Consider the following 20,794-nt stretch of genomic DNA (forward strand, 5'->3'; position numbering starts at 1 on the left):
CCCGAGCAGCAACGGACCATATGGGTATCTATCCGTTACGTCAACGGTTGCTGACGGATGGCGACGGATAAACCAAATCAAACTAATTCACAGGAACCGATAATGCGTTCCAACGCCTTTACCTGGGAACGCGGAATGTCGATGTCGCCTTCAGTGTTTAGGCATCGCACAGTGATCTTGTCGGTTGAGATCGTGACGATCTGACGAATCGCTACGCGGTCGTCCGTTTGTCTGACCAAAGCGAACCCCCCGTGAACTACGGGCTTGCTTGGGCTCACGACAACCACTTCGCCGATACGATAGCGCGGAGCCATACAGTCGTCGGGAACCGTAATCGCGAAGGCGTCGCGGTTCGAAATGAGCGGCGAAGAGTAGGCAGAGCGACGATCCGCATTGAGTGCAAAGAACCCATCAGGATCGGTCAAGCCGATCTGAAAAAGTGGAATAGTTGCGGCAGGAATACGGGCTTCAGCGACAATGTTGGAACGGGCAGGCGCGAGATTAGAAGCCGGAAGGCGCGGTGTTTCTTGAGTGCCAAAGAAATAGTCGGCGTCTGTATCTAAAACTGCGCCGAGCTTCGCTAGTGTTTCGCGGGTTGGATTTAGAGACCGTCCGCCAAGTATATCATTTGCATATGTCAGACCGAGTTTTGCTCGGACCGAAGCCTCTCTTCCCGATAGTCCGGCTGCCTCAAGACGCTCTGCGATTCGTGTCTTGATGGTTTCGAGCGCCGGATGCGCTTTGGTGCGCTTCTCTTCTGCTCTAGCCTTCATTCTCTTTAGCCCCCTGTTTACTCTACTGATCACCATTTTCGATTAGCTCCTTTTTAGACCACGTCTTAGTGGGCCGCTATCGAAGAAACATACCCTGTCTAGTATCAGGCGACGGACGGTTGCCGTATTTTGCGTTTCCATCCGTCGGCATCCGTTGACATCCACAACTCCGTCCGTTACTGAAGGTTCAGCGGTTTCACGGAAAAGTTGCCAGCTGACTTCGGTATAAATCCGGATGGGCGACGGATGTCAAGCGGTAATCGACGGATGGAAATGGTTCAGTTAACGAAAGAGGCGCTGGCCGAGCGGGTAGGGGTGCTCGAACGGAAGTTCGCAGACCTGCGCCAAAGCATGGTCGCATGCGCTGCTCTTCCCGCCAACTGGCCGCTGACGCCGAAAGAGCGTGAGCTTTTCCTGGCGCTGCTCTCCTACGACACCGTCACCAAAGAGATGGCAATGCTCGTTCTCTATGGCACCGAAGATCGGCCGGACCATGGCGTCGCGATGTTCATGTCGCGCATCCGCGCCAAGACCGAACCTCATTCCGTGAAGATCGAGACGATCAATCGCACCGGCTACCGGCTTGTTGACCGGCTGGTGTGGACGAAGACTTTGAAGCTCGACGCCGTCGAGCACTAACCGGGGAGCCACATGGCAATCTCACTGAAGGGCAGCATCAAAAAGAAGTCCGCTGCCGAAGACCAGCCGATCATCACCATCTATGGCGTGCCGAAGATCGGCAAGTCCTCGCTGGCTGCGGAGTTTCCGCGTCCGGTGTTTATTCAGACGGCTGCGGGCGAAAGCGTCCCGGCGGGCATCGTCGCGGACACCATCGAAGTGCGCAGCTACAACGATCTGTGCGACGCAATCGGCGCGCTGGTCAACGAAGAGCACAACTACGCCACGGCGATCTTCGACTCGACCACCGGCCTCGAAAACCTGATCCGTGCGGAAGCCTGCGCCCGCAACGGATGGAAGAACATCGAAGACCCCGGCTACGGCAAGGGTTACAAGGTGGCCGCGAGCATCTTCCTCGAATACATCGACGGCATCATGACGCTGCGCTCGCTCCGTCAGATGGCCGTGATCCAACTCGGCCATTGCGACATCAGCCGCTTCGAGTCGCCGACGACCGACCCGTATTCGCGTTATCGCGTCAACCTGCACAAGGATGCCGCCGACATCATCGAAGCGAACAGCGACGTGATCGCGTTCCTCAACTTCAAGGCTTCGATCAAGAAGGTCGATGCGGGCTTCAACAAGCAGCTTACGCACGCCGAAGGCGGCGGCACTCGTTGGATGTTCCTCGAAGAGCGCCCCGGCTTCATCGCTGGCAACCGCTTCAGCATGCCCGCCGAGTTGCAGTTCAAGAAGGGTGAAGGCTACGCGGCGCTCGCCAAGTACCTGCCTGCGCCCCTCGCCGAAGCCGCCTAATCCACCAACTACCAAAACACTCGAACGCCATAGGAGAAGAACATGGCACAACTGAACGTGAACCTCGCCGACGTTAACGAGAAGGACGCAGAAGGCGGCGGCGGCGTAATCATCCCGCGCGACCGTTATCTGCTCAACATCGTCGAGGGCGAGGTCAAGCGCAATTCGAAGAACACCGGCGATCTCTTCGAGTACAAGGCCGAAGTCGTCGAGGGCGAGTTCGCTGGCGTGAAAATCTTCGGCAACATCAACGTCACCCATCAGACGTTGACCGCGCAGAAGATCGGTCAGGCGCAGTTGGCGGCTCTCGCGGAAGCGACCGGCATCGGCAAGGCCAACCTGACCGATACCGATCAGCTTCTCTTCCAGCCGTTCTACGCCGATCTCGATGTCGAGACCTACAAGGGCCGCGACGGCAGCGACAAGGAACGCATGACGGTGAAGAAGTTCATCCATGCGGGCAACGCGAACGAACCGCCGCCGAGCAAGGCCGCGCCCGCCAACGACAACGTGAAGGCCACGACCACCACCCAGGCGACCACCACCCAGGCGACGAAGCCCGCACCGGCTGCCGGTGGTGCTCGGCAGATGCCTTGGCAGCGGACCGCCTAAGACGCGACTAACGCCGGGGCTTCGGCCCCGGCACCTTCTTCCATCCCCCCTACAATTCAGTCTGCACAACGCGCTTCGGCGCGAACGATAGAGGCTTGCCTGATGGCACCGATCCCGCGCCCCTTTAGCGCCACCACCGAAGCCATCTATGCCGCCTATGCAAAGGCGCGCAGCCAAGCTTGGGATTCCCTGGGCATCTCGATCTCGCTGCTCGGCGAAGAGTGCGAGCGCGCCCTTTGGTACACCTTCCGCTGGGCGTCGCAGCCCGAAGTCATCGACGGCCTGAAGGCCATCACGTTCGAGACCGGCGAGATCGAGGAAACGCGGCTGCTCAACGCGCTGCGCATGATCGGCTGCGAAGTGGACGATGTCGATGCTCGCGGCAAGCAATACCGCGTGACGGCGATCTCGGGACACGTTCGCGGTAAGACGGATGGCAAGGTGCTCGGCCTTCAGGAAGCTCCCAAGACTTGGCACGTCGTCGAAGCCAAGTCGATGAAGGACACCTATTGGGACAAGGTGAAGAAGCTGGGTGTCCGCGAGGGCTACTTCACGCATTGGGTTCAGTTGAACGTCTATTGCCATCTCTTCGGCTTCGAGCGCGGTCTTTACATCTGCCGCAACAAGAACACCGGCGAAGTCCATTGCGAGCGCATCGAGACCGATCACGCCGAAGCTATCCGGCTGCTCGCTCGCGCGGAGCGCATCGTCAAGTACCCGAATCCGCCGCCGCGTCTGCACGAGAATCCGAATGCGAAGATGGCGTTCAAGTGCCGGACGATGTGCAACCATCTGGCTAACTGCCATGAGCATGCTTTCGCTCGCATCTCTTGCCGGACCTGCATCCACGCCACGCCAGAGATGTTCGGCGACGCCGCATGGTCCTGCGCCCGCTGGAATAAACCGCTCTCGCTCGCCGAGCAGAAGCAAGCCTGCCCCGCGCATCTCTTCCTCCCGTCGCTCGTCCCAGGCGAGCTGATCGACGCGAGCGATGAAGAAGAGTGGGCGCTCTACACCCTGCACGACGGCCGCGAGTGGCGCGATGGCGTGAAGCCCGAACCCGAGCGCCAATACTGGCACCACCCCGAAAGCGGCAGCCTTTTCGCGACGCTCCCCGGCGAACCCGATCCTCGCGACACCGAACCTCTCTCCGAAGAGATCAGCTTCGCCGAGTTCATCCGCCTGACCGATCACTACGCAGCGCAAGGGGAATAACGCGCATGTCTGCCTATCCGTTCAAAATTCGCTTCGTCGAGACGAAGCGAGGCCAGTGCATGTTCTTCCTGCCTGGGCAGTCCGGCATGCACGGCTTCGTGTGCGGCGCGCCGACCTCCGACGAGAAGTCGTTCTGCGACTGCCATCACAAGGCGACCCATCAACCGGTCAAGAAGGCGAAGATCAGTTTCTTCGATCTGTCAGCGACCTCGCTCGACAACGACACCGATCATGAGCCCGATCTGACGGAGGTTCTTCAGTGAGCTTTCCGTTCGTCTACGCCGATCCGGCTTGGCAGTTCGAGACGTGGAGCGAGGAAGGCAAGGATCGCTCGCCCCAAGAGCACTATGACTGCATGCCGCTGCCCGAGATCAAGGCTCTGCCGGTGCGCGAGATCGTGCCAGGAGACGCGGCCTGCGGCCTTTGGGTCATCGACACGACGGTCGACGAAGGCATTAAGGTGCTCGCCGAGTGGGGCTTCAGCTACAAGAGCGTCCGTTTTTACCACGTGAAGGTCGGCCGCGGCCTGCGCCCGCACATGGGTATGGGCTATTGGACCCGCGCCAATCCCGAGATTTGCCTGTTCGGCACGCGCGATAAGCCGAAGCGCAACGGCAAGGCCGTCGAGCGCCTGGCCCTCGATCTCGATCCAGACGAGAAGACAATCCTCGCGCCGCGCGGCGAACACTCCGCGAAGGCGCTCGAAGCTTACAACCGAATCGAACGCCTTCTTGACGGCCCGTACATCGAATTGTTTGCACGCCACGCGCGCGCCGGTTGGCACCAATGGGGCAACGAAGTCGGAAAGACCGGCGGCGTCCCGAACCTGTTTCATCTGCCGGGCCATCCGGCTCGCGCAACCAACGACAACTCGCTGTTCGGGGGAATCTGATGGCTCTCGAACTGCGCAAGTACCAGCGTGAAGCCTGCGATGCGCTCTATGACTATTGGGCGACCAAGCCGAACGGCAATCCGCTAATCGTCCTGCCGACCGGCGGCGGCAAGTCGCTTGTGCTCGGAACGATCACGCAAGAGTTCATCGGCTTCGAGCCGACGACGCGCATCGTCATGGCGACGCATATCAAGGAACTGATCGAGCAGAACTACGCCGAGTTGATGGGCATCTGGCCCTTCGCCCCGGCGGGCATCTATTCGGCGGGCCTGCGTCGCAAGGAGGCGCACGCGCAGATCGTCTGCGGCGGCATCGGGACCATGTTCCGCGCAGCGGAGCGGATCGGCCACGTTGACGTGCTGATCATCGACGAAGCGCATCTAGTGCCGCCGGATGAAGCTGCCATGTATGGCAAGTTCATCAAGGCGCTGCGCGCGATCAATCCGAAGATGCTGATCCTCGGTCTGACCGCCACGCCGTATCGGATCGACTCCGGCCTGCTCACGGAGGGCGACGACGCGCTCTTCACCGACATCATCTATGAGATCACGATCAAGGAACTGATCGACCTGGGGTACCTCTGCCCGCTGGTCTCGAAGGCAACGCAGACGACGTTCGATCTGAAGGGCGTCACGCGGTCGAGCGTCGACTTCAATAACAAGTCACTTCAGCGCGCGGTCGATAAGAACCCCGTCACCCAGGCGGCGGTAGAGGAAGTGATCGGCTTCGCGAGCAGCAATGAGAAGCCGCGCCGGTCATGGCTGTTGTTCTGCACCGGCGTCGATCACGCCATCCATGTTCGCGATGCGATCCGCGAGCGCGGCTATACGTGCGAGACGATCCACGGCGAGACGGAGAAGGGCGAGCGCAGCCGGATCGTCGAAGAGTTCAAGGCTGGCAAGATCACTGCCTTGACCAACGCCAACGTGCTGACGACCGGCTTCAACGCGCCGCGTGTCGATTTGCTCGCGATGCTCCGTCCGACCGAGTCGACGGCGCTGTATGTGCAGATGGTCGGTCGCGGCACGCGATGCATGGGCAAGGACATTGAAGAGTCCATCCGCAACGGCAAGTCCGACTGCCTTGTGCTCGACTTCGCTGGCAACGTCCGTCGCCATGGCCCGGTCGATGCCGTCACCGTGCGTAAGCCGGGGAAGGGCGGCGGTGAAGCTCCGGTCAAGGAATGCCCCGAGTGCCACTCGCTGATCCATGCGAGCGTCATGGAGTGCCCCGACTGCGGCTTCAAGTTCGAGCGCGATGTCGAGAAGAACATCAAGCAGACCGCCGACGTGACGCCGATCCTGTCAACGTCGAAGCCGGATTGGGTGCCGGTGAAGCGGCGCGCGTTCTATCGGCACGACAAGCCGGGCGGCACGCCGAGCATCCGCGTCGAATATTTGTGCGGCTCCGTCTCTCACAAGGAATGGATTTGCCCCGAGCATCAGGGCTACGCCCGCGTGAAGTTCGAGAAGTGGTGGCGGCAGCACGGCGGCAAGGACGACGCGCCGTTCACGATCCAAGACACCTTCAACCGCGCGAAAGAGCTTCGCGAGACCGCCGAGATCATGATCAAGGCGAACGGCAAGCATTGGGAGATCGTCGCGCGCAAGCTGGGCGAGATCGCGCCTGAAGGTCAGTCGCAGTCGTTCATCTCGGCGCCGCTGCCGAGCCGCGACGAGATGATCGCCCGCAACTTCGAGCTGAACGGGAAGCCCCAAGAGGCGGCAGCGTGCCGCGCTTCCCTTGCGGCGAAGCCTTGGCAGAAGGCTCCCGTGGCGAACGACAACCATCGGGCCGTGATGCCTGGGCACGTCAAACCGGCAGCGATGATCCGCCCCACGGCTCCGTGGAATGCGCAGATCACGCCGCCGCTGCCGAAGTCGCGTGCGCCTTGGGACACCGATCTCGACGAGGACATTCCGTTTTGATGGGGACGACATGGGGAACAACTTTCAAAGGTCGATGCGGCGCAATGAGTCGTATCAGAAGCTAAGCGCTTACCTGACGCAACACGGCTACTCGTTCGAGCCGTTCCACGCCGCGAAGCATCCGTATGTTGTTGTGCAGCTAGGCGAGGGGAAGTCCTTGAAGTTCTTCTTCCCGTCGAGCGCCGGTGACTGCCGGTCTGCCGACAATGCCGTGTCGCAGATCAAGCGCGCGATCCGCCGACATCTTGCGAGCAACGACAACAATGCGCGTGTTTGACCCTGAACCGATTTGCTGCGGCGTCTGCCGCCGCGAGGCAACCGGCATCGGCTTCGCCCCGAAGGGTGGCAAGCCGATCCTTTGGCTCTGCGAAGCTCCCGAATGTATCTCTCTTGGAAAGGACGTCTTTCACATGGTCCCGAAGACTCTGACTGCAACCGAAGCCCTCGCGCTTCAAGACGCTGGCGCTGAAGCTGGCGCGTACCTCGAACGCCTGGGCAAGTTCAGCTTAGCCGATCTGACCGAGAAAGAGTGGGGCAACTTCCTGACCACCATCCTCAACTCATACGGCGAGAACATGCGCAAGCGCGTGACCGCTGCCGTTGCACCCTTCTAAGCAGGAATGTCTTCCGTGATTGAATCGCCTTTCGCACAAACCGGACCGGGCCTCTTTGAGAACGGCTACAACCCGATCCCGATCATGCCGAACAGCAAGTTGCCTGGCACGTATGCCGACGATAGCTGGAAAGCCTACAAGGGTTGGAACGAGTTCTGCACCACGCGGCCGAGCCAGTTGCAGATCAACTATTGGGCCAAGTGGCCGAACGCCGGTGTTGGCGTGGCGTGCGGCCTGGGGCTTATCTGCATCGACATCGACTTCGAGCCCGCGATGGACGCGCTGCTCGCGATGCTGCCGCACTCGAGCGTGCAGAAGAAGGGCCGCAAGGGCATCTCGCTCTTCTATCGCGGCAACACCGATGTCATCCGCTCGCGCAACTTCCGCACGCCCGAGCGCGTCGGCCTTGTCGATCTGCTCTCTGAAGGTAAGCAGACGGCCTTGCCGCCGTCGATTCATCCTGACACCGGCGAGCCCTATTATTGGTGGACCGACACGCTGCTCGACGTGTCGCTGAACGAACTGACCGAGTTGCCCGATGACATCGCCGAACAGATCGCGGAAGTCCTGAAGGCGTATGGCTATGAGCCCCAGGCTGATCGGCGCTATGAGCCCGTGGCTGAGGTCCCCGACGTGTCCCAGGTCCATTCGACCGACTTCTTCCGCAAGCTGAACGAAGACGCGCTGGCGAACCTCCATGCGTGGGTTGGCAAGCTGGCGCTGCCGAAGGGAAGGTGGCTCGGGTCCAAGTACCGGGCGGTCGCCCCGTGGCGTTCGTCGGGCTCGGGCCGTCCTATGGCGAAGCGTCATCCGAACCTGTCGTTCGACCCGAGCGGCATTCAGGACTTCGGCACCATGGAGACCTTCACGCCGATCAACGTCGTGATGAAGGTGATGGAGCTTGGTGAAGCGCAGCGCGATGCAGCCGTGCAATGGCTGGGCGAGCAGCTTGGCTATAACTTCGGCGTCGAGATCGACCTGCGCTCGCGCCGGAAGGAAGCGGCGCAGATGGCCGAAGCCACCGAGCGGGACGCGGCGCGCATCGCCGAGCGCGAGAAGGCGATCCTTGAGGCCGCGCCGAGCGTGGAGCCCGGCTCTTGGGTCGAGCGCCAGATGGCGGCAGGCTTCAACCCGCCGTGGGTCAAGGCCAACCCGCAGCCCTATGAAGTGGCGGCGCTCGCGACGGTCGAGAACCTGCCCGCCAAGGCCGCTGCGGAGCCCGCTGGCGAGCCCGCTGAAGATCCTGCTATCGATGCCGGGCACGGCGAAAGCACGCCCACGATGGCCGAATTGGAAGCCTTGTGCCATCCGCCTGGGTTGGTCGGGGACATCATGGATTGGATCGCCGGGTCAACGTCGAGCCCGTCGCGTCCGCTCGCCCTGGGGCCTGCTCTGGGCTTCGTGGGGACGCTCGCGGGGCGGCACCACGCCGGGCCTACCAATCTCCGCACCAACCTCTACATCGCCGCCCTGGCCCCCGCTGGCTACGGCAAGGACTATCCTCGCAAGGCTCTGTCCCGGCTGGCCGTGGAAGCCGGTCTCGACCGCTATCTGGCGCCGGAAAACTACCTCTCGGACTCGGCCCTGCGTAAGACCATCGAGCACAACCCTTCGCAGTTGTCGCTCATGGACGAGTTGGGCGCGTTCGTTGGGAAGATCATGGACCGGCGCGCCGGGACGCATCAGACGGGCATGAGGCAGATGCTCATGCAGATGTTCACTTCTGCCGATTCGCTCTACAAGGGCACCGCGTCGGCGGCGGAAGGCGCAGTGCCGATCTATAACCCCAACTTCTCGATCTATGGCACGTCAACGCCTCACGACTTTTGGGCGTCGATGTCCGGCAAGGGCATCTCGGACGGCTTCCTGCCGCGCTGGCTTGTCCTCACGATCACCGGCGACCCGGCCGACGGCGTCGAGCCGAAGCTGTCCCAGGAACCGCCGACCAAGCTGATCGAAGATTGCCGGGCGATCATCACGCACAACGGGGCGGGCAACCTGCCGGACTCGTCGGCGCGCCCGATCTTGCGGCCTCGCGTGGCCGATTGGGGAGCCGGTGCGAAGGAACGGTGGATGGAGTTGCGGCTGGCGTTCAAGCGGCGCGGGGAGGCGTGCTCGCCCGATCTGGCGGCCTTGTGGACCCGCACCATGGAGGTCGCGCTTCGCATCGCTCATATCGTCGCCATCGGCGTCGATCCGACCCGGCCGGTGCTCACGCGCGATCTGGTCGATTGGGCGGCGAAGCTGGCCGAGCTCTCGACCCGTCACTGCATTGTCGAGGTCAGCGACCGCCTGGCTAACAACGATAAGCAGGCCGAGTACCTGAAGGTCCGCCGCTGGATCAAGGAAGCCGGGTCGGCGGGGATCACTAGCTCGACCCTGAAGAAGATGGTCAACGGCGAGTTCGATCTGCGCCGCCTGAACGACATCACGCAACAGCTTCTCGAGTCCAAGGTCATCGAGCAGCGGTTCGCCTCGACCAAGACCGGCGGTCGGCCTTCGCATCGGTGGTTCGCACTGTGACGGATGAACGACGGATTAACCGGGGGTTCGCCCCCGGTTTCCTACGGGGATCACCCAGGACGAAAAAAAAGCCCGCTGCGAAGCGGGCTAATTCGTTCCAGTGATGATTGATCAGCTTAGCTGTCGTGGGGGTAGGCTGAAGCGAAGTGCTGGGCAGCGAGCGAATCGGGCGAGATATGGGGGATCGGCGGAAGTCTACGGACAGATGTCGCCGTAACAGCGGCGGTGTCGGCCAGCGCGGCCTTCGTGGCGGGATTGCCGATGACGGCAGTCGAACCGCTCAAAGCAGCCACACCGACTAGTGCGGCGATGGCGATTGCCGGGAGCCGCATGACCCCCAAAGAGCGCTCTTTCAATCGAGCGTTGGCATAGAACCTCAGAGCTTCCGCGCACATGGCGCTATCGGTCGGCCCTAGAGTCACTTCGTCCCCGCCGCTTAACGCTACAGCCAGCGCAAGCGCGTCACCCCGTTTCTGCACGATTTTCGTCCTTTTCTGCCGGGCGTCCCCCGGCTCTTCCCCTCGGTGATGCTCAACCAAGGCGCGGATTCTAGCCGCGTCTTGGTTGTCTTATTTGTTCGACGGATCATCCGTCAATAATCATTCGGCAACAATCACGCGGTAATTACCGAAGAAGCGCATCCGTTAGAATACGGATGTCAATTATAGGCAACGCCCCGGTGCATTAATGCAGCGCGGCGGCTCGCATCACCTTGCGGCCGTAGGCCGTGCAAGAAGGCCGGGCGTAGACGCCACGCTGATAGAGGCTCACGCCTGCGCAGCCGGGGCCGCCCTTCGAGATCGCGATGCGCAGGTAGCGCGCGCCAGCGCGAGCGCCGGTGACGCAGTCGAACAGGTTCCCGGTGATGCCGATTTCACGCGCCGTCTGAGGCTTGACCTGCATGATGCTGCGTTCCCCTGCGCTGCCGCGCAGATGGCAGTTGAAGTCTGCTCTCGACCTTGGCAACGGCCTGGGCGAGAACGCGAGGAACGCCCTCCGCGTCAGCGGCGGCGTTGATGACGGACCGAAGGTCGGACCCGAACGCAGGCAAAGAGGTTCCCATCACGGCCGCGATTGCGACCGCGCTGATAAGGCGCTTCATGTTTTCTCCTATCAGGCCGCTACGGCTTCACACTCGAACCGCTTGGCCTCGTCTCGGCGACGCATGTTCTCCTTGTGCGTCACCATTTCCAGGTGATCCGGGTTCACGCAGCGGCGTGTCCGGCAGAGATGATCGAGTTGCTTGCGCGGAGGGATCGGACCGTGTTCGAGCACGTACATCACGATATGAACGGCCATGGTGCCGCCATCGAGACACATGCGCGGGTAGTCTTTACCTCTGCCCTTGTTCCCCGAACTTGGCCCTGTCCAAACGTGGCAGGGTGTGTCGAGCACCGTCCCTTGAACGATCTCGACGCGAGACATCACCTTCTCGCGAATCCTGTCCCTGCGCGTAGTCATTTGGATCGCTCTAAACGCGCGCCTGTCGCGTCTTGAACGCTGCAATGTGGAAGGCGCGTTTGTGCGGCGTGTCGTGAACGGGCCACGGCACGCGAGACAGAGCGTGGCGATGCTGCCCGTCTTCGACCCAGGTATGCAGCAACTCAGCGAACGGATTGCCGTTCGCGCGAGTGCGGTGGACAATCTTCACGTCAACGTTGGTCAGGATACGCGCCATCACGCGGCATCCTTGTCGGTGGTAACGCCGAGCGCGGCCAGCTTCTCGCCAACGACCGCGATGCCCTGCTCGATGACCAGCTTCAACTCGGGCAGCATACGCTCGACCAGATCGGGGCGGATGTCTTGGTTGCTCTGCATCGGCGTCTTGATCGTGATCTTCGTTTCCGAGCCGAGACGGATCAGCAGCCCAAGCAGGTAGTCGCGTTCCTTGATCAGTTCGGCGACGGCATGGAAATTCTCAAGCTTCACTGTTGTCGTTCCCCAACTTGTCGAGTCCATAGATTTCGCGGAAGCGGTCGCGGTTGATGTCCTTGGGATCAACCTCGACTATGTGCGGCGGCATGACCGCGTTCGGATCAGGCTCGACGGCGATGCCATCGAGCGAGATGCCGCCGCCGATCAGAAAGCAGTGGCCGTAGTCAGCGGCGCGCAGCTTCTCGGCGATCTCCGCATATGCCGCCTGGGAGATCGGGAGGCGGACGAGAGTCCTCACGATCCACCGTCCACGCGATAGGCTGCCCGCAGCGCCGTGAGGCGCCTCTCGGACGCGGCGAGCGCCGCTTCGAGTTCAGCGACGCGGTTGGCGGTGAAGCTTGCGATCTCGCGAGCGAGGTCGGTACGCTCAGCGGTGACGTAGCCGAGCCCCATCGACTTCTGCCGTTCGTCAGCACGAACGACGTACTTGCGGTCAACGAAGGCTTGCGCCTGGGCGATAAGCGCGTCCATGTCAGTACGCCTTTCCGCCGACCGCCATGCGGGCGCTCGCCATGTGATCCGGCCGGGAGATGTTGAAGATGAACTTCGCGGCGGCGGCGTCACCCATGGGCAGACGCTTTGCGCCAGCCAGATCGAAGATGCGGAAGAGCGCGTCGGCCATCTCGACGGTCAGGCCATCGAACTGCGGAAGCTTGTCATCGGGAAGCTGCTTGCGGTCGGCCTCCATGGCTTCGGCGATCTCGCTGACGGTCAGCATGAGCTTCGTCGGCACGATGTAGCGTTCGTTGCGGAGATCGGCGCCGGTGGCGGGATCGGTCCACCAATGCTTGTTGGCGTCGTGCAGGAGGTCGGTCATCCAATCGACGCAGAAGCGGACGGCGGTGGCCGGGTCGTTAAACTCTGCGAGCGCGTCGTGGCAAACCTCGGTCGCTGCGGCGAAGTTGCGCGAATAGAGCGTGTCGCGGATGTCTTGCAACGCTTTCACGTAGAGCGCGGCGTCGGCCGAGCGCTTGGCGTTCATCTTGAGCAACGTGTTGACGTTGTCACGAACGACATCGACGTGCGACTTGGTCGCGGTCATGTCCTTCAGGTCGAACCAACCGTAGAGCAGAAGGACCATGGCGCCGGTGGTGAAGAGGGCGGCCATCAGCGAGTGGCCCGCGAGCGACGAGTCAATTGCGAGCGCGAGGCCGAAGCCTCCGGTGGCGATGCCGTAGAAGAGACGAAGCATGGAGGTGACTTTCATGGGAGGCGAACCTGCAAGGATTTCTTGCAGGTTGGGGAAGGAGGTTCAGGCGGCGGCGGGCAGAAGGACGTAGGCGGGCGGCAGCTTCTTGCCGATGGCCTTGGCCCCGGCCGCCGTGACAACGAAGACGCGCATCGAGCCGAAGTCGCGTACGGGGTTGCGAACCATGTAGCCCTTGCCGACAAGGCGCTGTGCGACACCGATGTCTTCGCCGTTGTCATGAGCGGCGACGAAGTTGCGGCTGATCGAGTTGCCGTGTTCGAGCCCGAGCGCGCGGCGCGTGAGCATCGTTTCCTGATGCGTGAGCAGGTATTCAGTCATGGCGTCCCCCTCCAGCCGAACAAGGCGTTCTGATCCGAGTGCATTGCCTGCGACGCGGCTTTGCGGGGGTGGGCTGGGGGAGATCCACGGCGGTCAGGCTGTCCTTGTGATGAAGGACGTGAGCCGTCATGCCGCTGACGTTCTTCCGGCGGTCGCTCAGCTTGACGAGCGTGCCGATCCTGACGAGTTCCGAGACGCGCGGACGGATCGCAAGGACGCTTTCCTTCAGTTGCTTTGCGATCTCGTCAGCCGTCAGGCGGTAGCCGTTGAGCATTAGTTCGGCGATGGCGATGCGGAGCATCGCTGCCCGGGTGACGATCTGTTCCGCCGCGTCCTTCGAAGCGCCCCCGCCCTTCGACCCCGGCTTGTTCGGATAGTTCTGCGACATAGACAAAGCTCTCCCGTTCGCCCCGAAGGGGCGTTGTTCCGATCAGCGATGTGCGGTGTGGATTTCCCGTCCCCGTCCGGCAGAATCAGCCGGTCTCGCGTGAGCCAACGGATACACGATGGATGATCCGTCGCGCAAGAGTTATGATAGGGTTATCGAGGGATGACCGGCGGGCTATGGTAAGCAGGCCGTTAAGGGCGAGGCGAAGTCGCGCATAGAAATCGCCAACTCCATATTATCTTTTGGAGGCGGTTTCGGTTTCGAGCGATAACCGCCGCAAAACTAAACCCGCTATCCGCGAAGCGGGCCGACGGGGGGTCGGAGGGTATCTCCTATATATATAATGGTAATATATACTTGTAATATATCCTGAAGAAGATGTGAGTGGAGGACTTTACTTCTATATATAGGGGCGAAACCCCCTAAACGGGCAGTTGATGTTATCGGCTCTGACGGACGGAACCGAAATTCGACGGATGGAGTTGATATTATCCGATGCGCAGGAAGGTCATGTCAGAGTGGGACGCCAAGGCGGCGTTCCTCAACATCCCCGACGACGGATGGTCCTTCGTTGGCTTCGCCAACGCCTTGCCGTGCCATCCTAGCGAGGCAGAGGCCATCGCTCGGTATCTGCACCGGAAGAAGCTGATCTGGCTCTCGATGCGCGCTGGGCACGGCAGAGTGTTCCCGGCAGCGATGCGTCCCGGTCGAGGTCGGCCGAAGGCTCTCGGCGTCGAGCAGCGGCCTTTGATTGATCCCGCCCTGGCTGGCTTCCTCACCCAGGCGCATCCCACGTTCCTGAAGATCAGGCTCTTGCTCGGCCGCGATCCCGGCGGTGCATGGAACGAGCATCAGGCGCTCAAGGCCGAGATCAAGTTCGCCATCGCCGTCGAGGCGACGAACCTGATGAACCTCTGCCGGACGTTCACCAAGGAACACCCCGCCATTCCCGTTGCGGCGCTCCGTGATGCACTCTGGCTCGATAGGCCGCACACCATGCCCATCGTCGCGCAGACGCAGCCCGATCTTGCCCCGGCTGGCTCAGAGCAGTTCGCCGAGCAGCCGAAGGGGAAGCGGCGGCTCTCGAAGAACCTGACCGACGAAGAGCGGATGATCTCCTACATCGAAGCCGCCGCCGCATCCGGCATTGCCGCCTACGAGATCGCCAACAAGGGCAAGATCGCTCGCGACCGGGTCGCCATCATCGGCGAGATGTTCGAGAACATGGGCACCATTCGGTCGGCTGTGGTCCGCACGTCGGATCGGGGGCGATTGGGGACGCGATACTTCATGCGGAAGTACGGCGATCCGGTGATCGGCGAGGGCGGCAGGCTTCTTTACTGTCGCGACTGGGCGATCTGACAGGCGCAGAGCCTGATCGGCCGCGCGCGCCTGATTGGCTGCAAGCACCGCACGCGCTTGCGACCGCAGGGATGTGATGTGTCGATCAAAGCTCGACGAGCGAAGGTTTGAAGGGTTGATTGTCACCGCCCATGCGGACCCGTAGTAGAAGTTAGCGGCACGTGACTCGGCGCTTTGTCGGAAGCGCTGTCCCTGCCACGCACCGCTAACTTCACCACGGTCAGCCTCAAGCAGCGGAAGAAGCTGACGGGGTGTGGTATCATTCGGCGAACGCCCTAGCACAACTACCAGGACTGATCGTTATCCCTTGTTCATCAGTATCGGTCCTGAAGTCGCGCGAGCGCGGCTCGTCACTTTGACGGCAGGCGATGTCCTACCGCGCTCACACGGCCGGGGAAGTTAGCGGCGACGTGACCCTGAACGCCTTCCGCTGAGCAAGGAAAGCGCTGTCCCTAACACGTGCCGCCAACTTCAGTAGTCAGCCTCGGCGTCAAGAGGCCAACCACCCGGCTTTCCCGTGAGGGCTGTCACACCACGGGATAAAGCGGATTATAGCGGGAGAGGGGGTCGTGGGGAGACCTACCAAGGTTAGTGCTTGCCGGTGCCCACGTGAAATCTCACAGTCTTCATCGCTCTAGGCGGCGCAGAGTCGGCGCTCTAGGGCCGAGCGGAAATCTCACGATCAGACCCGACATTACCGCGTATGACCCCGGAGCAGAAGTCGCAAAGTACGAGGCCGAAACTCTTCTACTAAGAGGATCGAGGAAACAATGCCTTTGTACCACTACACGTCCGCCGCAGGTTTACATGGCATCATGGCCAGTAGATCGCTGTGGACCTCGCACTACCGCTTCCTCAACGACACGTCGGAGTTTCAGCACGGCTGGAAGATCGTGCTCGAGGCAATCGATCGTCGCGGCGCCGAGATCAGGGAGCTCTCATCGCTTGCCTGGGAGACGGTCGCACTGTTTCGTCAACACAGTGACGAAGTTCATGGGTTCATCGGGTCATTGACGTCTAAAGGCGATCTGCTCTCGCAATGGCGAGGCTACAATCGTGGACAAGGCTTCTCGATCGGCTTCAACGCGAGCTGGCTTTTGCAGAACGCCGCGGCACAGGGATTTGATATCACGCCCGTCCTCTATGAGCCAGAGAGCCAACGAGCGGCGGCTGACAAGGCAGTAACCCTGCTCATTGAACGCTTGTTGGAAGGGACGGATGGTCCGGAAGACCCCCGCGCACAAGTCAGGACATGGTGGCCGCATGCACTAAAGGCAGCTCTCGTTCTCAAGAACGAGCACTTCCAAGAGGAGCACGAGTCGCGCCTAGTTTGGGTTGGTGTTTCCTGGCCCCCTGGACTGAAGACGCGATTCTCACCAGCCGGCTTGGTTCCTTACCGGGCTTTTCAGTTTGACAAGGTCGTTATCAACAATGCAGCCACGCACCCCAATAACTGGGGCATCGAGGAAATCATCATCGGCCCCGCTTTGGGGCATCAGCAGACCTGCGCGGTGGACGCTCTATTGTCTTCACACGGCATGCGTCTCACGATCAAGCGGTCGGCGATACCCTATGTAGCGGACTGAACGCCTGTGCTTCTACCAAGAGTGGCTTCAGGCCGCTCTTTATGGCTCCGTTTCCCCAAAGGGAGCGAGGCGTTGCGGTTGCCGGACTGGTCTCGACCTGCGCATCCAACCACGCGAGCATTCGCGCATGGAAACCCGCGTCGTCAACAACATCCCCGAGTGGCGCTATCAGGCTGAAGTCATCGCGCGCCTTCACGCGCTCGAAGATGCCGGTCTCCCGATCACCTGCGCCGGTGATATGAACCGAGCGAAGCGTTCGCGACGCGAGCGCATGGAAGCCAAGGTCACGGGCCTTACGGCGGGCGAGGCCGACGTTCGCGTTTATATCACCGGCGGGTTTCTGCTCAGCATCGAACTGAAGACGCCCAAGGGGTCGCGCTCGAAGGCGCAGAAGGATCGTCATCCGAAGCTTCAGGCTCTCGGCTTCACCGTGATCATGGCGAAGGCTCCCACCCCTGAAGAGCTTGCCGACGAAGTCGAGCGGATCGTGCGGAGCTATCTCTAGTGCAGATCACGCTTACGCTCACGAAGGGGATGCTCGACCGGCTCGATCAGCTTCGTGATCGCAGCATCAACACCGCGACTGCTAAGGCGCTGACCTTCACCGCGCGGGATGCGCAGCAAGCGTTGCGCGTGCAAATCCCAGGCATCTTCATCCTGCGTCGTCCCTGGGTAATCAGCGGCATCCGCATCCGCCCGGCGAACGGCAGCAATCTGACGGCAGTCGTCGGCAGTATTGACAAGTACATGGAGCGCCATGTCATCGGTGCGGGCAAGGAGAAGTATCCCGACAACGCGCTCTCGATCCACTCGAAGCGCAATAGCAGCGGCCGTCTCGCGACCGGCGGCATCCTGATTAAGCCCTACGGCTCCATTGGCAGCGCCCCGGTTCATACCGTGGTGCGTCGCCAGTTGAAGCGCGTGGACACGCAGAAGCGGAAGACGTTCCAGATCGTGTCGGGCAAGAAGGTGCTCATTGTGCGTCGTCGCACTAAGAAGCGTCTGCCGCTCCAAACGCTCGCCGTGTTGCAGGGGAGCGCGACGATCAATGAGCATTGGGATTTCCTGGGGACGGTGTCGGGCGTCGTTCAGGCGCGCTTCCCGCACCAGTTCTATCGCGCGGTGGTCAATGCAACGATGCGATAGAGATCCCTGAGCGAATCGACTCCCCGCCGCTTCGAGCGCGAAGGTTCATGAGCGAAATGGCTCACACCCTCCCTCGCACGTAGGCCGCGCACGCAAATTACTCAGACTACGGCCGTCGATGTCAGCCCCCTCGACCAAGCCCCCGGCCTGCTCAGGATCAGCGCGAAGCATTTCTGTGCCGGGGCGGAGGTGGTGGAGGGGATCGTGTCCGGCAATGTCGCGCCGATCATCGCCTACACGGGCGGATGATCATCTCGCCATTCCTGAAGCTCCTCTGAGGGGTCGGAGACCGCCGAGGGCATCGCTTGATCATCCAGATGATCCAGCACGCGCTCAAGCTCCCCTTAGGGGGAGTTGCTCTGAATGGAATGCGGCTTGAAGCTCCTCTGCTGGTTCGTCATCAAGCAGCCGCCGAAGCTCCCCTGGAGGGAACTGGTCAAGATCAAAAGTAAGGTCTTCCGGATCGATGGAGAACGACAGAGCAGGTTGATTGCCTCCTAGTCCGTGAAGCTCGTCATGCAACTGCTTTTCCAGTCGCCGAAGCTCCTCTGAAGGGTCGGAGACTGCCGACGGCATGGCTTGATCATCGAGGTGATCCAGCACTCGCCGAAGCTCCCCTTGCGGAGGTGGCTCTGAATGGAATGCGGCTTGCGCCTGAATGAAAGGCGACGACGCCGGGTGACCGTCTAGCCAATCCTGAAGCTCCTCTGCTGGTTCGTCCGGTCGCAGAAGCTCATCTGGTGAGAACAGCTCGCGATCCGAAGTAAGGTCTTCCGGATCGATGGGAAGCGACAGAGCATAATTGTCTCCTAGTTCGTGAAGCTCGTCATGCAACTGAAGCTCCTCTGAAAGGTCGGAGACTGCCGACGGCATGGCTTGATCACCCGAATGATCCAGCACTCGCCGAAGCTCACCCTGAGGGAGCTGCTCTGACTGGAATGCGGTTTGCTCCTGAATGAAAGCGGAGGGGGCGTGCTGACCGTCCTGTTCCTCCTGAAGCTCCTCGAGCCGCGTGTTCGCTCGCTGGGACGCGCTGTGCTGCGCACCGGCGCCGTCAATGCGCCGTGGTTCCATCAGCATCGCCGTTTCGGGATTGATGAGCTCTACGGTCTGGGAGGAACCATTGCGCTCAGCGCTAGGGCGTGCTGCACGCACAACGGGTCTTCCCGTCGCCCGAAAGGTCCGGAAATGATCTAAGGATTTGAGGAGAGTCGCACTACTCCCCCCAGTGTACTTGTGTATGGCACCATCGTCGATTAGCAACTTGCTGTCCAGCCGAGCAACAATGCTCGGTCGGTTATTTTCGAAGAGCCAACGGCTATAATCAATCAGGCGGCTTCCATGCACATGCGCCTTTCTGCTACTCATGCCGGCCTCTATGAGGGCGTGCTCAAGCTTCAGGACGGCAGCATCCTCGGCATAAACAGGCCGCTCGTCCGAATGCCTGTGGGTTATGACGCCTGTTGTTGCAACCTGCCGTGCACCGCTACTTCCTCCTGAAGCGGCGTTTGCACTTGGTTGTCCGTATACCACAACCTCTTCCAGATCGTTCAGCGTCCTTGGTCTCTTCGCTGCTCTCGAATGAGCGGCGTTATCATTGGGGACATAGTACGCACGAAGGACTCCTACCGCTGTCTTCATATCTCCATTATTCGGAAAGTGCGTATTTAGGTGAGCGAGCAGGGACTTGTGGTCCGCTAGATCGGTCGTTTGGTCGCCACGGCGGAGGTCATTCACCAGTCGACGAAGTGCCCGCGTATAATTTTTAGCCGTAGTAGGTTGTAGATTTTGCTGAGCCGCATGTCGAGCAATCACGGTATCGATAAGGTTCCGGTCCTCTTCAGTCAAATGGGGATAGGCGGGGCCATGATACTCACGAAGAACGGTCACCCCTCTCTTCACATTTGTGTCTTTCGGGAAGTGAGTATTTGCGTGATCGTGCACGGCCTTGTGGTCCGCTAGATCGATCGTTTGGCCGCCACGGCGGAGGTCATTCACCAGTCGACGAAGTCCCGCAGAATAACCTGTAGCCGTTGCAGGTTGTACGTTTTTCCGAGCCACATATTGAGCAACCGCGCTGTCGATAAGGCTCAAGTCTTCTGTAGACAGGTAGGGATAATCAGGGCCCCTGCTGGCGACGGGAGCAGCCTGGCTTGCCTCGGCCAAGTGGTGCTCAAATTCCATGGCCTCGTCCGTCTGCGGCGCTTCGGAGACCGCGTGCTGCACCGGCGACGAAGCTGGTACATTAAATGGATTAAAGTTTTGCGGGTCCACGTCGCCTCACGTTCAAGATAACCTGAGCAGGTCTTCTACTCGGGCTAACTTTCGAGAACCTGACGGGGCCATGGTTCCGTACCGTTGGCCTTGGTCGTGAGCGCATTCGCCCGGCGAACGGCAGCAACCTCACGTCAGTGGTTGGCAGCATCGACAAGTACATGGAGCGCCATGTCATCGGTGCGGGCTTCCCGACAACGCGCTCTCGATCCACCGAATCGCAATAGCAGCGGCCGACTCGCGCCCGGCGGCATCCTGATCAAACCCTACGGCTCCATTGGCAGCGCCCCGGTTCATACCGTGGTGCGTCATCAGTTGAAGCGCACGGATAGGCAGAAGCGCAAGACGTTCCAGATCGTGTCAGGCAAGAAGGTGCTGATCGTGCGTCATCGCACGAAGAAGCGTCTGCCGCTGCAAACGCTCGCCGTGCTTCAGGGCAGTGCGACCATCAATGAGCATTGGGATTTCCTCGGGACCGTGCCTGGCGTCCTCCAGGCGCGCTTCCCGCAGAACTTCTATCGGGCGGTGGTCAATGCAGCGACGCGATAGAGGGTCCATGAGCGAATCGACTCCCACCCCATTCG

The 20,794-nt window shown here is 61.0% G+C and carries 27 protein-coding genes; 15 read left to right on the forward strand and 12 right to left on the reverse strand.

Annotated features, from left to right (window positions below; genetic code table 11):
- Positions 1-77: 77 nt before the first annotated feature.
- Positions 78-773, reverse strand: a complete 696-nt coding sequence (locus tag EHH60_RS01755) for an XRE family transcriptional regulator (RefSeq protein WP_245454368.1) — start codon at positions 771-773, stop codon at positions 78-80.
- Between the two features lie 267 nt (positions 774-1,040).
- Here EHH60_RS01755 and EHH60_RS01760 point away from each other — a divergent pair, with 267 nt between their 5' ends.
- The 10 genes from EHH60_RS01760 (at position 1,041) to EHH60_RS01805 (ending at position 9,991) form a co-directional block, all read left to right on the forward strand.
- The gene (locus EHH60_RS01760; protein WP_245454369.1) at positions 1,041-1,412 is read left to right on the forward strand and encodes a helix-turn-helix domain-containing protein; all 372 of its coding nucleotides are present in this window, start codon (positions 1,041-1,043) and stop codon (positions 1,410-1,412) included.
- A 12-nt stretch (positions 1,413-1,424) separates the two neighbouring features.
- On the forward strand, positions 1,425-2,207 hold the full coding sequence (locus EHH60_RS01765; protein ID WP_124157780.1) for an ATP-binding protein: 783 nt from the start codon (positions 1,425-1,427) through the stop codon (positions 2,205-2,207).
- Between the two features lie 42 nt (positions 2,208-2,249).
- Entirely contained in the window at positions 2,250-2,819 is a 570-nt protein-coding gene (locus tag EHH60_RS01770; protein WP_124157781.1) for a DUF669 domain-containing protein, read from the forward strand.
- Between the two features lie 102 nt (positions 2,820-2,921).
- The gene (locus EHH60_RS01775; RefSeq protein ID WP_124157782.1) at positions 2,922-4,034 is read left to right on the forward strand and encodes a hypothetical protein; all 1,113 of its coding nucleotides are present in this window, start codon (positions 2,922-2,924) and stop codon (positions 4,032-4,034) included.
- A gap of 5 nt (positions 4,035-4,039) precedes the next feature.
- A complete protein-coding gene (locus EHH60_RS01780) occupies positions 4,040-4,297 on the forward strand; it encodes a hypothetical protein (RefSeq protein WP_124157783.1) in 258 nt (85 codons plus the stop codon).
- On the forward strand, positions 4,294-4,926 hold the full coding sequence (locus EHH60_RS01785; protein WP_124157784.1) for an MT-A70 family methyltransferase: 633 nt from the start codon (positions 4,294-4,296) through the stop codon (positions 4,924-4,926). Before EHH60_RS01780 ends, EHH60_RS01785 begins: the two co-directional genes overlap by 4 nt.
- Positions 4,926-6,854: a DEAD/DEAH box helicase gene (locus tag EHH60_RS01790; RefSeq protein ID WP_124157785.1), complete on the forward strand. Its 1,929-nt coding sequence runs from the start codon at positions 4,926-4,928 to the stop codon at positions 6,852-6,854. The genes EHH60_RS01785 and EHH60_RS01790 overlap by 1 nt, the downstream gene beginning before the upstream one ends.
- 10 nt (positions 6,855-6,864) lie before the next feature.
- The gene (locus EHH60_RS01795) at positions 6,865-7,131 is read left to right on the forward strand and encodes a hypothetical protein (RefSeq protein WP_124157786.1); all 267 of its coding nucleotides are present in this window, start codon (positions 6,865-6,867) and stop codon (positions 7,129-7,131) included.
- Entirely contained in the window at positions 7,118-7,468 is a 351-nt protein-coding gene (locus EHH60_RS01800; protein ID WP_124157787.1) for a DUF6511 domain-containing protein, read from the forward strand. Before EHH60_RS01795 ends, EHH60_RS01800 begins: the two co-directional genes overlap by 14 nt.
- A gap of 15 nt (positions 7,469-7,483) precedes the next feature.
- Complete coding sequence (locus tag EHH60_RS01805; RefSeq protein ID WP_124157788.1) at positions 7,484-9,991, forward strand: bifunctional DNA primase/polymerase; 2,508 nt, start codon at positions 7,484-7,486, stop codon at positions 9,989-9,991.
- 116 nt (positions 9,992-10,107) lie between these two features.
- On the opposite strand, the gene EHH60_RS01810 is transcribed toward EHH60_RS01805, so the two are convergent.
- The 10 genes from EHH60_RS01810 to EHH60_RS01855 form a co-directional block, all read right to left on the reverse strand.
- Positions 10,108-10,470, reverse strand: a complete 363-nt coding sequence (locus EHH60_RS01810; RefSeq protein WP_124157789.1) for a hypothetical protein — start codon at positions 10,468-10,470, stop codon at positions 10,108-10,110.
- A 205-nt stretch (positions 10,471-10,675) separates the two neighbouring features.
- A complete protein-coding gene (locus tag EHH60_RS01815; RefSeq protein WP_124157790.1) occupies positions 10,676-10,894 on the reverse strand; it encodes a hypothetical protein in 219 nt (72 codons plus the stop codon).
- 210 nt (positions 10,895-11,104) lie between these two features.
- The gene (locus tag EHH60_RS01820; RefSeq protein ID WP_124157791.1) at positions 11,105-11,452 is read right to left on the reverse strand and encodes an HNH endonuclease signature motif containing protein; all 348 of its coding nucleotides are present in this window, start codon (positions 11,450-11,452) and stop codon (positions 11,105-11,107) included.
- 10 nt (positions 11,453-11,462) lie between these two features.
- A complete protein-coding gene (locus EHH60_RS01825; protein ID WP_124157792.1) occupies positions 11,463-11,669 on the reverse strand; it encodes a hypothetical protein in 207 nt (68 codons plus the stop codon).
- The gene (locus tag EHH60_RS01830) at positions 11,669-11,920 is read right to left on the reverse strand and encodes a hypothetical protein (RefSeq protein WP_124157793.1); all 252 of its coding nucleotides are present in this window, start codon (positions 11,918-11,920) and stop codon (positions 11,669-11,671) included. Before EHH60_RS01830 ends, EHH60_RS01825 begins: the two co-directional genes overlap by 1 nt.
- On the reverse strand, positions 11,910-12,164 hold the full coding sequence (locus EHH60_RS01835; protein WP_124157794.1) for a hypothetical protein: 255 nt from the start codon (positions 12,162-12,164) through the stop codon (positions 11,910-11,912). Before EHH60_RS01835 ends, EHH60_RS01830 begins: the two co-directional genes overlap by 11 nt.
- Positions 12,161-12,397 (reverse strand): hypothetical protein, encoded by a 237-nt coding sequence (locus tag EHH60_RS01840; protein ID WP_124157795.1) that lies wholly within the window; start codon positions 12,395-12,397, stop codon positions 12,161-12,163. Before EHH60_RS01840 ends, EHH60_RS01835 begins: the two co-directional genes overlap by 4 nt.
- A 1-nt stretch (position 12,398) precedes the next feature.
- A complete protein-coding gene (locus EHH60_RS01845) occupies positions 12,399-13,133 on the reverse strand; it encodes a nucleoside triphosphate pyrophosphohydrolase family protein (RefSeq protein WP_124157796.1) in 735 nt (244 codons plus the stop codon).
- A 45-nt stretch (positions 13,134-13,178) separates the two neighbouring features.
- The gene (locus EHH60_RS01850) at positions 13,179-13,454 is read right to left on the reverse strand and encodes a hypothetical protein (protein WP_124157797.1); all 276 of its coding nucleotides are present in this window, start codon (positions 13,452-13,454) and stop codon (positions 13,179-13,181) included.
- Positions 13,447-13,842, reverse strand: a complete 396-nt coding sequence (locus tag EHH60_RS01855) for a hypothetical protein (RefSeq protein ID WP_124157798.1) — start codon at positions 13,840-13,842, stop codon at positions 13,447-13,449. The genes EHH60_RS01850 and EHH60_RS01855 overlap by 8 nt, the downstream gene beginning before the upstream one ends.
- A 510-nt stretch (positions 13,843-14,352) precedes the next feature.
- Between EHH60_RS01855 and EHH60_RS37035 the strand changes: the two genes are divergently transcribed.
- The 4 genes from EHH60_RS37035 to EHH60_RS01880 all read left to right on the forward strand — a co-directional run bounded on the left by EHH60_RS37035 (position 14,353) and on the right by EHH60_RS01880 (position 17,936).
- Entirely contained in the window at positions 14,353-15,204 is an 852-nt protein-coding gene (locus tag EHH60_RS37035; RefSeq protein ID WP_158626700.1) for a hypothetical protein, read from the forward strand.
- Between the two features lie 776 nt (positions 15,205-15,980).
- Positions 15,981-16,790, forward strand: a complete 810-nt coding sequence (locus EHH60_RS01870; RefSeq protein ID WP_158626701.1) for a DUF2971 domain-containing protein — start codon at positions 15,981-15,983, stop codon at positions 16,788-16,790.
- 127 nt (positions 16,791-16,917) lie between these two features.
- Entirely contained in the window at positions 16,918-17,295 is a 378-nt protein-coding gene (locus EHH60_RS01875) for a hypothetical protein (RefSeq protein ID WP_124157802.1), read from the forward strand.
- On the forward strand, positions 17,295-17,936 hold the full coding sequence (locus EHH60_RS01880; RefSeq protein WP_124157803.1) for a hypothetical protein: 642 nt from the start codon (positions 17,295-17,297) through the stop codon (positions 17,934-17,936). The genes EHH60_RS01875 and EHH60_RS01880 overlap by 1 nt, the downstream gene beginning before the upstream one ends.
- Before the next feature lie 333 nt (positions 17,937-18,269).
- Here EHH60_RS01880 and EHH60_RS01885 read toward each other — a convergent pair whose 3' ends face one another.
- Positions 18,270-20,120, reverse strand: coding sequence for a hypothetical protein (locus EHH60_RS01885; RefSeq protein WP_158626702.1), 1,851 nt, complete (start codon positions 20,118-20,120; stop codon positions 18,270-18,272).
- A gap of 261 nt (positions 20,121-20,381) precedes the next feature.
- Between EHH60_RS01885 and EHH60_RS01895 the strand changes: the two genes are divergently transcribed.
- Complete coding sequence (locus EHH60_RS01895) at positions 20,382-20,759, forward strand: hypothetical protein (protein WP_124157805.1); 378 nt, start codon at positions 20,382-20,384, stop codon at positions 20,757-20,759.
- Positions 20,760-20,794 lie beyond the last annotated feature (35 nt).

Origin of the sequence: Bradyrhizobium sp. RP6 (assembly GCF_003837805.1) — a bacterium.
Taxonomy (GTDB): Bacteria; Pseudomonadota; Alphaproteobacteria; order Rhizobiales; family Xanthobacteraceae; genus Bradyrhizobium.

Coding starts and splice junctions, on each gene's coding strand:
- EHH60_RS01800 (WP_124157787.1), top strand. CDS start 7,118: ATGCGCGTGTTTGACCCTGAACCGATTTGCTGCGGCGTCTGCCGCCGC.
- EHH60_RS01820 (WP_124157791.1), bottom strand. CDS start 11,452: ATGACTACGCGCAGGGACAGGATTCGCGAGAAGGTGATGTCTCGCGTC.
- EHH60_RS01815 (WP_124157790.1), bottom strand. CDS start 10,894: ATGCAGGTCAAGCCTCAGACGGCGCGTGAAATCGGCATCACCGGGAAC.
- EHH60_RS01770 (WP_124157781.1), top strand. CDS start 2,250: ATGGCACAACTGAACGTGAACCTCGCCGACGTTAACGAGAAGGACGCA.
- EHH60_RS01780 (WP_124157783.1), top strand. CDS start 4,040: ATGTCTGCCTATCCGTTCAAAATTCGCTTCGTCGAGACGAAGCGAGGC.
- EHH60_RS01895 (WP_124157805.1), top strand. CDS start 20,382: ATGTCATCGGTGCGGGCTTCCCGACAACGCGCTCTCGATCCACCGAAT.
- EHH60_RS01755 (WP_245454368.1), bottom strand. CDS start 773: ATGAAGGCTAGAGCAGAAGAGAAGCGCACCAAAGCGCATCCGGCGCTC.
- EHH60_RS01885 (WP_158626702.1), bottom strand. CDS start 20,120: ATGGAATTTGAGCACCACTTGGCCGAGGCAAGCCAGGCTGCTCCCGTC.
- EHH60_RS01840 (WP_124157795.1), bottom strand. CDS start 12,397: ATGGACGCGCTTATCGCCCAGGCGCAAGCCTTCGTTGACCGCAAGTAC.
- EHH60_RS01845 (WP_124157796.1), bottom strand. CDS start 13,133: ATGAAAGTCACCTCCATGCTTCGTCTCTTCTACGGCATCGCCACCGGA.
- EHH60_RS01855 (WP_124157798.1), bottom strand. CDS start 13,842: ATGTCGCAGAACTATCCGAACAAGCCGGGGTCGAAGGGCGGGGGCGCT.
- EHH60_RS01795 (WP_124157786.1), top strand. CDS start 6,865: ATGGGGAACAACTTTCAAAGGTCGATGCGGCGCAATGAGTCGTATCAG.
- EHH60_RS01825 (WP_124157792.1), bottom strand. CDS start 11,669: ATGGCGCGTATCCTGACCAACGTTGACGTGAAGATTGTCCACCGCACT.
- EHH60_RS01765 (WP_124157780.1), top strand. CDS start 1,425: ATGGCAATCTCACTGAAGGGCAGCATCAAAAAGAAGTCCGCTGCCGAA.
- EHH60_RS01790 (WP_124157785.1), top strand. CDS start 4,926: ATGGCTCTCGAACTGCGCAAGTACCAGCGTGAAGCCTGCGATGCGCTC.
- EHH60_RS01760 (WP_245454369.1), top strand. CDS start 1,041: ATGGAAATGGTTCAGTTAACGAAAGAGGCGCTGGCCGAGCGGGTAGGG.
- EHH60_RS01775 (WP_124157782.1), top strand. CDS start 2,922: ATGGCACCGATCCCGCGCCCCTTTAGCGCCACCACCGAAGCCATCTAT.
- EHH60_RS01875 (WP_124157802.1), top strand. CDS start 16,918: ATGGAAACCCGCGTCGTCAACAACATCCCCGAGTGGCGCTATCAGGCT.
- EHH60_RS01850 (WP_124157797.1), bottom strand. CDS start 13,454: ATGACTGAATACCTGCTCACGCATCAGGAAACGATGCTCACGCGCCGC.
- EHH60_RS37035 (WP_158626700.1), top strand. CDS start 14,353: ATGTCAGAGTGGGACGCCAAGGCGGCGTTCCTCAACATCCCCGACGAC.